The organism is Aeromonas sp. FDAARGOS 1410 (assembly GCF_019048745.1).
Classification (GTDB): Bacteria; Pseudomonadota; Gammaproteobacteria; order Enterobacterales; family Aeromonadaceae; genus Aeromonas; species Aeromonas jandaei.
Genome location: NZ_CP077401.1, coordinates 1514174 through 1525260, shown reverse-complemented (window position 1 = coordinate 1525260; position 11087 = coordinate 1514174). Strand labels below are relative to the sequence as shown.

The window sequence follows — 11087 nt, the reverse complement described above, 5'->3', positions numbered from 1 at the left end:
CCTATTTCTCCAGAGAGCGAAACATCTCGATGGCTCTCACCCGGGCAACGGCGTGATCCACCATGGGTGCCGGATAATCCTGTCGCCCCTTGAGCCGCAGCCAGTCGTGGGGCTGATGCACATAAGCGGCAGGAATATCGGCAAGTTCAGTTACCCAGGTACGGATAAACTCCCCTTGTGGATCAAATCGTTGCCCCTGAGTGGTGGGGTTGAAGACCCGAAAATAGGGCGCCGCATCGGCGCCGGTACCCGCCGCCCACTGCCAGCCGCCGTTGTTGGCCGCCAGATCGCCGTCGATCAACCGACTCATGAAGTAATCCTCCCCGAGCCGCCAGTGGATATGGAGATCCTTGGTGAGAAAACTCGCCACGATCATCCGCAGCCGGTTGTGCATCCAGCCGGTGGCGTTGAGGCAGCGCATCGCCGCATCGACAATGGGGTAGCCGGTACGTCCCTCGCACCAGGCGGCAAAGGCATCCGGGTCCCAGCTCCACGGCAGCGCTGCGGTCTCCGGTTTGAAGGGGCGATTCATGGAGAGGGTCGGGATCAGTACCAGCAGGTGGCGATAGAACTCGCGCCAGATGAGCTCATTGAGCCAGACAAAGCCGGGCTGGGCATTCGACTGGGGCCGATAGCCAAGGCGCTGCTGAAGCGCCGCCACGCACTGACGGGGGCTGATGATGCCCGCCGCCAGATAGGGGGAGAGCACGGACGTGCCTGCGATGGCAGGAAAATCCCGGGTCTCGCCATAGTCGAGCACCGCCTGCTCCAGAAAATCGTTCAAACGGCGCCGGGCTTCCGCCTCCCCCACCGGCCAGCGGGCATCAGCAGTCAGCTCGCCGAGCGCCTCATCAACCCACGCCCGCTCGGCCAGCGGATGCCACGGCAGTGGTTCGCCCCGTGGCGCAGGAGCGCGATGAATGACAAACCCCTCCTCATCGAGTGCCTTGAGCCAGGCACGGCTGAAGGGGGTGAATACCTTGAACATATCCCCAGACCCGGTCAGCACCCGCCCCGGCGGCAATACGCAACAACCGTTGAGCCAGTGGCAGCCCACCCCCAGCTCTACCAGCGCGGCGCTGACGGCATGATCGCGATGCTGCTCGTCGATCTCGATAGCCTGATTGGCGTAGAGCTGGGTTACTCCCTGCTCGCGGCAGAGGTCGGCCAACGCTGCGGGCACCTCGGCAAAAGTCTCCACTCGCAGCAGATGGAGCGGGATGCCGAGCGCCGCCAGCTCGCGGCCCAGCACATCGACCTGCGCCAACATAAAGCGCTGACGAATCGGGGCCATTTTGTGCTGCCGCCACTGGGTGGGGGAGATGATAAAGAGCGCGGCTACCGGTTCATCACCGGCGCAGGCATGCCTCAGTGCCGGGTTGTCGGCAAGGCGCAGATCGTTGCGCAACCAGACCAGCTTCATGCTTTTTTCCTCCCCCGTCCGCTGGCGCCAGCCGCAGCAGGTGCGTCCACCATCAGCTCGGCAAGGCTCGCCTGCCAGCCGTGGGCTTTAAGCCACTCATCATCGTAGAGGCGCCCCAACTCGCCAAACAGGTGCGTGCCGGCGGGCCACCCGGCGGCCAGCTCCTGTTTGCCAAGACCGGCTCCCAGCAATACCAGCCAGGGGGTAACGGCACGTCCTTCCAGCAGGCTGACATGGCGAGGCTCCACCGCTCCCAGCAGTTGCACCTCATAGCCCTGACCGATCAGCTCGTAGGCGGCCCAGACCAGATCGAGGGGGCCGACCTGTCCCCAGCTCGCCAGCGTGATCGGCACGCCCTTCTCCTGCTCGATCAGGTGGCGGGCGAAGCGGGTATGCAGCCAACCCAGCCACACCTGTTGCAGCAACTCGCCATCAGGCCGCTCGCGCCACAGCCCCAGCAGCCGCTCCACCAGCGGTTGCAGTACCCGGCTGCGCACCAGCTCGAACGGGTAGCTCGCCAGCAGGTCGTTGAGCTCAGCCTCCGCCTTGCGCTGGTTGAAGGCGAGCAGCGCCTGACTGAACTGCTCCAGGGTCTGCTGCCAGTGATCGCTCACCGGCTGGGCGTGAGGTTCGCTCAAGAGCCCCTTCACCTGCCCGATGCTCACCCCCCGCTCCAGCCAGCTCAGGATCTCGCCGATCTGGCGAATATCCTGCTCGCTGTAGAGGCGGTGGCCCTTTTCGGTACGGGCCGGCTGCACCAGACCGTAGCGACGCTGCCAGGCGCGCAGGGTCACGGCGTTGACGCCGGTGAGGCGGGAGACCTCGCGAATGGGGTAGATCCCCTCATCAGCCAGAGGAGCAACTTCTTGCGGTAAATCAGACATGACAACGTCCATCAAACGGAGGAGTGAAGCGCCCCGGCGCAAGCCATGCGCCGGGGCAACAGAACGGATTCAGAGCCCGTAACGCAATTTGAGCGTATCGGGGTGGGGATTGAGATAAACCTGCTCGGCAAGGTAGGGATTGGGGTACTCGCGCAGGTAGTGGCGGATCAGGGTGAGCGGTACCAGCAAGGGGAAGATGCCGGTACGGTACTTGTCGATGGTATCGGCCAGCTCCTGCTTCTGGGCCGGGGTCAACACCCGCTTGAAGTAGCCCTGCAGGTGCATCAGCACATTGGTATGACTGCGCCGATTGGCCCGCAGGGTCAGCGCCGCCATCAACCCCTTGATGTAGTTGTCGGCTACCTCCTGCAAGTTGGCGGACTTGCCCAGATTGCCGAGCAGCTTGCCAAGCGCTCGGTAGTGGGTGGTGGCGTGGGAGAGCACCAGATACTTGTAGCGGGAGTGGAAGCGGATCAGCGCAGAGGCGGTGATGCCGCGGGCGCAGAGCTGCTGCCAGTCGTGGTAGGCAAAGACCCGCAGCACGAAGTTCTCGCGCAGGATGGGGTCGCACAGGCGGCCATCCTCTTCGACCGGCAACAGGGGGTTGGCTTCCATCAACGCCTTGGCAAACAGGCCTATCCCCTCCTTGGCGCTCCCCTCGTTGTTGGCACCATAAATTCTCACCCGCTCCATGCCGCAGCTGGGGGATTTGGCACAGAGGATGTAGCCGGAGATAAAGTCGAGCTGGCGTGCTTTCTGCTCGCTGAAGGCAATCAGCTTTTCGGTGACATCGAAGCTGCCGTTGCTCGCCTCGGCGCGGATCTCGCCGTGACGCTTGACCAGCCTGATAGCGGCACGGGGCGCCCCGAGACCAATAGCCATCTCGGGACAGACGGGGTGGTAGTCAAAGTGAGCGCCAAGATCCCGTTCGCAGAAGCTGGAGCGCTTGTGGCCCCCGTCGAAACGCACCTCTTGTCCCAACAGGCAGGCACTGATACCGACTCTAATCTTGTACATAATGACGCTCCTTGTATAAGCATTGATTCAGTTATAGCAGTTATACAAAGAAATGGAAGTTGTATAACTATTGCCAACTGATACGACACAAGGAGAAAAAGAGGATCACCGGAAAAAGAAAAAACCCATGGCAAATGCCATGGGTAAAAATCAAGACACTACGGACTACGGGAAGGAGGATTAGAAGCTGTACTTCACACCCAGGCTGGAGATGGAACCCTGTTGCACATCCCACTTGCGGTAGGTGTAGTCGGCAGTCAGTGCCCAGTTCTGGTTGAGCTTGTAGGCGCCGCCCACTTTGAAGTCGTGCATATCGCCGGTCATGTTGGCGTAGCGGTAGGCAGTGGAGAGCTCGACATTGCCGATGTCGTAGCGCAGACCCACTTCGCCGTACATGCTGCCGCTGTTTTTGCGCACGATTGCATCCCAACCCTTGTTGTCAACGTTGCTCATCACCTCTCGCTCCAGGGTATAACCCATCACACCGGTTTCACCGTAGAGGTTCAGGCCAGTGCTGAGCGGGGTAAAGACACCAACACCCAAGCTGCCGATGCCCATGCTGTCATTGCCGCCCTGGGCAGAGGTACCCTCGGAAAGCAAACGGCCGTAGAAGTGATCGGCAAAGGATTTGGACAAGTCCAGAGTCAAACCGCCAAAATCACGTGAGCCGCCATTATCCCGCGAGAAGTCCCCGCCGAATTGATCGGACTTGAGAAAATCGGACTTGGTGTGGGCCCAGGTAGCCGCGCCCTTGGCGTAGCTGAAAGCATCCTGTGCCAGTGCAGAGGTAGAAGCAAAACCGGCCAGAACCAGAAGGGAAACAGCGCTCTTTTTCATCTCATTAACTCCATTGATAAGCTCGTCGAGCTGGTATGGAGTCATTGTGCGGCGAGGTTCCCTGCTTGCCGAGCGGCAAGCTGTTGCCAAATCATGTCAGATGTAAGCAGATATTGCGGATGATGACAGGAGTTACAAATGGCTGGCGTGAGGCTCACGCCAGCCGGAAAAAATCAGCGGAAGACCACCTCATCGATCTCGACTCGTACCAGCGGCTGACCGGTCAATCCGGCCGGACGAGCAACCTCGAGGGCCAGTGATGGACGCTCCTGCCCCTTGCGCAGATAAGTCTCCGGCAGACGGTTCTCGGCGACCCAGAAACGGGCCTCCTGACGGGAGAGCTGTACCCCCTCCTGACTGAAGAGCGTGACCCAGCCACGGACACCGACCACATTGCGGGTACCAGTATTGCCCACCATAAAGGTAAGCATCAGGGGATCTCTCCCCTCAACCTTGTCGAGCTTGACCACGATCCCATCGCGCGCTGCCTGTGACAGCAATTCGGGGTGTGCCTTGGCCTGATCGGTCAGCACGGGGGCCGCTACCGCGACCACTGCACCCGCTTTCGCCCCTTCGGCCAGCGCCTTGACGGGCTCGGCCGGCTTGACCACCAGATATTCCCAGGTGAAGTCATCGTTCAGTTGCACCTGACGACCATCAGGCAGGGTCACCTGGGTAACAGGAGCAGCCTGCGCCAACACGGGCGAGAGACAGAGAGCAACCAGCAGACGGGAGAAAGATTTCATGGCATGAACACTCGGTAACGGGTGAAAGGGCGACAGTATAAACAGTCGCGCCCCTCCTTGCCTATGACAGGACTCACGTTCCCGCAGTTGCAGAAACCTAGATAGCCAGGTCGTGGCGCTCTTCCTGTACCATGTCGAGGGTCACCAGATCGAACTCGGTTCCTTTGAGCGCCATCAGGATATCCGGCTGGAGATCAAAGGCCTGCGCCCGCTGGTGCTCAGGCAGACGCACCCGGGCCAGGGTCATGCCGCAATCGGAGAGGGTGTGAAAAAACACCTGCGCTTCGTCCAGCCCCATGTCAGCCAGCATCTGCTCGGCTTGATCCACCATCCGCAGGTAACGCTGCTCAAGCAGCCGTGGATTGGTGAAGCGATGGCTCAGGCAGCCATTGCCCCCCTTGCCCCAGCGACCAAGCTGGCGCTTGTTGAAGCCATAGCGAAAATCCCGCCGGGTCATCTGGTTGTCGGCAAAAAACCAGATAGTGTGGTCAGGCAGAGAACCGAATTCAGCCAGATACTCATCCCGCTCTTCCAGCGCCGCCGGCACCAGCAGCGGGAGATGGTTCCACTTTGGATGAGCCCCCACATGTTCACGCAAGCGGCGCACCGGATCGATCAGCCCCTCCATATGGGGCAGGCGATCACAGAAGATCATTTCGTCGGTCTTGATAATCCAGTGATCGATACCGTAGCGCTGGCAGTAACGACGGGCTCGCGCCACTTCACTGCGGCTGCGGGTCGGATTGTCAAAGGTGATGGCATGGATCTTCACGCCGCTGGCACGGCACATGTCGATGCTGTAACAGGACTCCAGTCGCCCGGAAAAAGAGACCACGACCTCCTCAAACCCGGCCAGCCGCTCAAGCATCTGCTGCTCGCGGGCCAGGAACGCATGATCATATCCCTGATTCAATAGAACGACATTGGCACCCATGACAACAGCTCCGGCGGATCAACAACAGGTTCCGGTATTGTGCAACGGGCAAGCTGAATAGACCCTTAAAAAGGTCAGGATTTGTGGTTAAAACTTGATAATGATCTCTTGCGATTCGGCCCCGACATCCTCGTTCTGGGCATCATAAACCCGCAGCCGGGCCTGATGGATCTGGTGAGCGCGAAGGAAACCTTCCGCTTGCTCCAGCGAGGTGAAGGTAAGCCGCCCCCCCTCGCTGTCGGTCAGGCAGAGGCACTCCCCTTCCGCTTCGATACATAGTTGATAACCGCTGCCATCCTTGCAGGCGATCAGCAGGCTCGACTCAGGATAGTGACTGAGCCAATTGCGAAACCGGCCATGCTCCATAACGCTCCCAAAGGGGCATTACCCCTTGCCGGTGGCGGGCAAACAGCCCAGCTCAACCAGCTGCTGGCGGCAACTCGCCGCGTCGGTGAAGACCATGCCCCTGATGCCAAGGGCCTCTGCCGCCGCTACGTTGGCGGGGCTGTCATCGATGAAGATGCACTCTGCCGGTTTGAGATCGAACGACACCAGCAGGTAGCGATAGATATCCGGCTCCGGCTTCATCATCCGCACCCGCGCCGAGACCACCTTGCCGCTGAAAAAGCGCCAGAAATCCTGATGCTGCTCCAGCCAGTCGATGCTGGCGTGCCCCATGTTGGAGAGGGCATAGAGCAAATGGCCCGCTCCGTGCAGCTCGGCCATCAAGGTTAGCATAGCGGGATCTGGCAACAGCGACGGAGGCACCGCCTGCAAAATCGCCAGGTTTTCTGCGGCGCTCAGGCCGGTTCTGCGCTCTGCCTGACGAGCCATGGTGTGCAGTGACATGGTGCCTCTGTCCACCTCCAGCCAGTCCTGATGATTGAACAGCCGCTCCGCCAGCTGAGCGGCCCCTTCCGGGCCACGCACCGAGCTCACTATGCCGACCGGATCCCAGCTAACCACCACCCGTCCCAAATCGAAAACAATCGCCATCACAACCTCCTGCAGCTCTGAATCGCGGGCAAACATCCAGCTTCATATAAAGCCGTTTATACGCTTGCCACTTGACCGGATACCCTGCCCCCATCTTGCGGTACGGGCAAGTTTTACTTGCATCGCAGCGGTAAATCCCTTAATGGTTATGACGTTACTTCAAGGACACACTTATGCACGCACCATTCTTCTTTGCTTTCTCGTTTATCCGGCCCGCTTGAGGGAAGGCCTGTCGTCGTGTGAACAGAAAGCAAAGACGAATCAAGCCTCCCCTCGCGGAGGCTTTTTTTTGCATCAATATCAATCGATTAATTGGATAGGGAACCATCATGGCAACGCTCGACGAGATCAGACAAGACATCACCCGGTTGGATCAGGAGCTGCTTGCCCTGCTGGCAAAACGCAAGACCCTCAGCATCGAGGTAGCCCGAGCCAAGCAAGCCAACCCGCGCCCCATCCGTGACCACCAGCGCGAGCAGGAGCTGCTGGTCGCCCTGATCCAGCAAGGGCGCGTGCTGGGGCTTGATGCCCAGTACATCACCCGCATCTATCACACCATCATCGAAGACTCGGTGCTCTCCCAGCAGGCCTATCTGCAGAGCCTGCTCAATCCGGAGCAGCAGGAGCCGATGACCAGCGTCGCCTATCTGGGACCGCGCGGTTCCTACTCCAGCCTGGCCGCCCGCAAATATCTGGCGCGCTACAAGGATCAGGTGATCGAGGTGAACTGCCAGAACTTCCGCGAAGTGCTGGATGCGGTGGAGTCGGGTCGCGCCGCCTTTGGCGTGCTGCCCATCGAGAACACCAGCTCGGGCTCCATCAACGAAGTCTATGACGTGATGCAGCACACCAGCCTCTCCATCGTCGGCGAGCTGACCTACCCCATCGAGCACTGCATTCTCACCGCCGTGCCGACCGAGCTTGGCCGCATCAAGACCTTCTATGCCCACCCGCAGGTGTTCCAGCAGTGCTCCCACTATCTGAGCAAGCTGGAAGGGGCGCGCCACGAGATCTGCGACTCCTCCTCCAGCGCCATGATGAAGGTGAAGGAACTGGCAAGCCCGGAGGCCGCCGCCATCGGCAGCGCCGCTGGCGGTGAACTCTATGGTCTGGACGTACTGGCCGAGCAACTTGCCAACCAGAAAGAGAACTACAGCCGCTTTATCGTGGTGGCGCGCAAGCCCATCGACGTGGCGCCGCAGATCCCGGCCAAGACCACCCTCATTATGTCCACCTCCCAGAAGCCGGGTTCACTGGTCGAGGCGCTGCTGGTGCTGCGCAGCCACGAGATCAACATGACCAAGCTCGAATCCCGTCCGGTGCAGGGTAACCCGTGGGAAGAGATGTTCTACCTCGACGTCTCCGCCAACCTCAATACCCCGGCGATGCAGGCCGCACTGGTGGAGCTGACCAAGATCACCCGCTACATCAAGGTGCTTGGCTGCTACCCGAGCGAGGATGTCAAACCGACCGCAGTGCCGCCGGTACTGATGGGCAAATAATCGAGCCAATCGGCAAGAGGCGGGCACCATGCCCGCCTCTGTTTTTTCTGCCACCAGCCCACCTGAAGCGCTGAACAGGCTGTAGCCAGGTGCCAAAACTCGCCACCACGGGCCATTTATTGTTCATCAAAACTAAATGACTACTCCCCATCATCAAGCAAAAATTGACGACATGGCCCGCTAAAAACGCCCTTGCCGCAGCTAAATGGCCTGTCCAGAGCCATTTTTCCCTGCCGAACCCCGGATCCTGACTCTTCCCGATAACAAAAAGGCGAGCCGCTGGCTCGCCTTGAACACACCACTTTAGACCGGTTCACATCAGAACTGACCGGCCATCAGCTGGTTGATGTTGTAGAGGGCGCGGGTATCGAGCTCCATCTCGGTGGCATAGGTGTTGCCGCGGGGATAGGAGGCCACCACCCGGGCACCACGCACCACGCCGGCGACCGACACATCGAGCGAGTTGGAGGTCTGGGTCAGGTCACGATAGCTGCTCTGGCCGCGCACCTGCTGGCCATTGAGCTGCTCGGCCAGCTCGCGATAGGCATCCATCTTGGAGGCGCGGATCGCCTGCAGCATCTTCTCCGACTGGGAGGGGCCGGGCTGGATGTCAATCACCGCATAGCCCACTGCCTTGAGCACCGGAAAATCATCGGGCTTGCCAGCCTGGGTGTAATCCGTCACCCGGTTGTAGCTGCAACCGGTGAGCAAGAGCGCCAGCAGGCAACCAAACAACATCTTCATGACTCGCTCCTTATGGTGTCAGGTTGACCAGATGACCACCCGGTCTGGCCTGACTGTCACGCATCAGATAACCGCGGTTAATCGATGCCCGACCAAACGAGTTGTTGGCACCGAACAGATATTTCTGCGGGATCAGGCTCTGGGCCGTGGTCTCGACCATCTTGGTACGCATGTCGATGATGCGGGCGTTGACCAGGATCCCCTTGCTGTTGCGACTGAAGGTGCCGACCAGAATGCGTGAGATGGGCAGACGGGGAGAGAGCTCCTTGTAGTTACGGCTCAACACAAAATCCCCCTGCGGCGTCACCTTGATGCTGCCGGTCAGCTTGAAGTCCACCACCACCTCACCGCGGCGGTTGAGCTCGTAGATAAAGCTCTCCTCAATCTGCTGCCCCATCCAGTTGGTATCCTGCAGGGTATCGAGATCGACAAAAGAGGCTACCGCGATGGGATCGGTCAGGGTGGAGAGCGATTTGCGCTCCATCAGCTGATCGGTCATGCGAGCCACCAGCCAGTTGAGCTCCATCCCCTGCGCCGCCTGACGCGGATCACCCTGATCCCGATTGATAGGGTCGGAGCCGCAGCCGGCCAATGCCAGAGCGAGCGCCAACGCCGTGATGAATTTGTTCATGGATACCTTTCCTGTATCTGCACCTGATTTGTTATCGGACGCGTCGGCCAAACCTTGAGCCGGGAATGAGGCATGATTCTTGCTGAAACACTCGCTGTTAAGCCAATCTCTGGCGGATGGTCAGAAAAACGCCATCGAACAACTGTTGTGATCCATGTCGGCCCGCCATGCCCTCTTCAAGAGAAGAAGCTGCGAGTCGCCTAATCAAGGTATCTGCTATGAAATTACCGCTGCTGTTGACCCTGCTGCTGGCCAGCCTGAGTGCCCGCGCCGAGCTTATCGAAGCGCAGGGCAGTGCTGCCATTCTGGGGGGGGATGAAGTCTACGCCCGTGAACAGGCGACTCGCGATGCCCTGCGTCAGGCTCTGCTGGCCAGCGGCGCCGCCGTCTCCAGCGTGCAGCGTCTGGAAAATGGCAGCCTGCGATCCGAGCAGATCCAGATCCGCTCCGGCGGTGACATTCGCCAGTACCGCCTCAAACGGGAAGAGGTGCGCAACGGCCGCATGTACATCACGCTAGTGGCCGACATTCAGGCCGAACGCCAGATCTGCCAGACCCAGCACTTCGCCAAGGATTTGACACTGGTCAGGCTGCGCCTGCGCTACCCCGATCAGGCCAGCTACGGCGCCATGGACGACATGCCGGAAAACCTCTCGCGCCGGCTGTTCGAAACCCTCGCCAACGCGCCGCAAGGGGTCGCGGTGCGCCAATGGCTGGATGAAAACCTGCGCATCGACCCGCTTCACCTGCAACAGGGGGATCGCAGCGCCCTCGAGGAGATCAAGGCCCTCAGCCTGCGCACCGACAGCCAGTATCTGGTGCTCGGCAGCATCGACGATCTCTCCATCGAACCGCAGGGCAACCAGCTGACCAGCTGGTATCAGGATCCCGTGCGCAACTTTCGCATGCAACTCTACCTGTTCGACGGCATCAACGGCAGTCTGATCAACCGCAAGGTCTATGAAGGGCGCGCCACCTGGACCTTCGGCAAGCGGGATCAGGTGGGCAGCAGCAGCGGCCAGTTCTGGCAGTCCAGCTACGGTCAGGAGGTCAACTACCAGCTGCAGCAGGCCGCTCAGGATCTGGTGGCCCAGCTCACCTGTGCCCCGGTCACCGCCCGGGTAGTCGGCCAGAACGAACGCGGCCCCTACATCAATCTGGGGCGGCGCAACGGCGTCAAGCTCGGCGACCAGTTCCGCATCCAGCACAATGCCGACTTCATCGACCCCTACGGCAAGTCCCGCATGATGCGCAACCCGGCCGACGGCCTGTTCGAAGTGGTGCAGGTGTTCGACGACGGTGCCATCATTCGCAGCCAGAACAAATATTCACCATTCAACATCCAGAACGGGGATTTGGCAGTATTGGAATAG

The 11087-nt window shown here is 60.2% G+C and carries 12 protein-coding genes and 1 other annotated feature; of the genes, 2 read left to right on the top strand and 10 right to left on the bottom strand.

Going from position 1 to position 11087, the window contains the following annotated elements; translation table 11 throughout:
* Nucleotide 1: 1 nt before the first annotated feature.
* The 8 genes from phrB to I6L40_RS07335 form a co-directional block, all read right to left on the bottom strand.
* Complete coding sequence (phrB, locus tag I6L40_RS07370) at nt 2–1423, bottom strand: deoxyribodipyrimidine photo-lyase (RefSeq protein ID WP_216995209.1); 1422 nt, start codon at nt 1421–1423, stop codon at nt 2–4.
* Nucleotides 1420–2307, bottom strand: coding sequence for a MerR family transcriptional regulator (locus I6L40_RS07365; RefSeq protein ID WP_216995208.1), 888 nt, complete (start codon nt 2305–2307; stop codon nt 1420–1422). Before I6L40_RS07365 ends, phrB begins: the two co-directional genes overlap by 4 nt.
* A 69-nt stretch (nt 2308–2376) precedes the next feature.
* Nucleotides 2377–3324 carry a DUF523 and DUF1722 domain-containing protein gene (locus tag I6L40_RS07360; RefSeq protein ID WP_216995207.1) on the bottom strand — a complete coding sequence of 316 codons (948 nt, stop codon included), beginning with the start codon at nt 3322–3324 and terminating at the stop codon, nt 2377–2379.
* Nucleotides 3325–3504: 180 nt separating this feature from the next.
* Entirely contained in the window at nt 3505–4161 is a 657-nt protein-coding gene (locus I6L40_RS07355; protein ID WP_071912309.1) for an autotransporter outer membrane beta-barrel domain-containing protein, read from the bottom strand.
* A 173-nt stretch (nt 4162–4334) separates the two neighbouring features.
* Complete coding sequence (locus tag I6L40_RS07350) at nt 4335–4907, bottom strand: DUF3157 family protein (protein WP_071912312.1); 573 nt, start codon at nt 4905–4907, stop codon at nt 4335–4337.
* Between the two features lie 97 nt (nt 4908–5004).
* Entirely contained in the window at nt 5005–5841 is an 837-nt protein-coding gene (locus I6L40_RS07345; RefSeq protein WP_042032130.1) for a 7-cyano-7-deazaguanine synthase, read from the bottom strand.
* Between the two features lie 87 nt (nt 5842–5928).
* Nucleotides 5929–6207, bottom strand: a complete 279-nt coding sequence (locus I6L40_RS07340; protein ID WP_033114194.1) for a DUF6482 family protein — start codon at nt 6205–6207, stop codon at nt 5929–5931.
* Nucleotides 6208–6225: 18 nt separating this feature from the next.
* A complete protein-coding gene (locus tag I6L40_RS07335) occupies nt 6226–6837 on the bottom strand; it encodes an HAD family phosphatase (protein WP_216995206.1) in 612 nt (203 codons plus the stop codon).
* A gap of 169 nt (nt 6838–7006) precedes the next feature.
* Nucleotides 7007–7128, top strand: a sequence feature (Phe leader region).
* Between the two features lie 38 nt (nt 7129–7166).
* Between I6L40_RS07335 and pheA the strand changes: the two genes are divergently transcribed.
* Nucleotides 7167–8339: a prephenate dehydratase gene (pheA, locus tag I6L40_RS07330; protein WP_216995205.1), complete on the top strand. Its 1173-nt coding sequence runs from the start codon at nt 7167–7169 to the stop codon at nt 8337–8339.
* Between the two features lie 318 nt (nt 8340–8657).
* On the opposite strand, the gene I6L40_RS07325 is transcribed toward pheA, so the two are convergent.
* Both I6L40_RS07325 and I6L40_RS07320 read right to left on the bottom strand, forming a co-directional pair.
* Nucleotides 8658–9083 (bottom strand): LPP20 family lipoprotein, encoded by a 426-nt coding sequence (locus tag I6L40_RS07325; RefSeq protein WP_216995204.1) that lies wholly within the window; start codon nt 9081–9083, stop codon nt 8658–8660.
* Between the two features lie 10 nt (nt 9084–9093).
* Nucleotides 9094–9714: a FlgO family outer membrane protein gene (locus tag I6L40_RS07320; RefSeq protein WP_156852385.1), complete on the bottom strand. Its 621-nt coding sequence runs from the start codon at nt 9712–9714 to the stop codon at nt 9094–9096.
* A 218-nt stretch (nt 9715–9932) separates the two neighbouring features.
* On the opposite strand from I6L40_RS07320, the gene I6L40_RS07315 reads away from it, so the two are divergent.
* The gene (locus I6L40_RS07315) at nt 9933–11087 is read left to right on the top strand and encodes a flagellar assembly protein FlgT (RefSeq protein ID WP_216995203.1); all 1155 of its coding nucleotides are present in this window, start codon (nt 9933–9935) and stop codon (nt 11085–11087) included.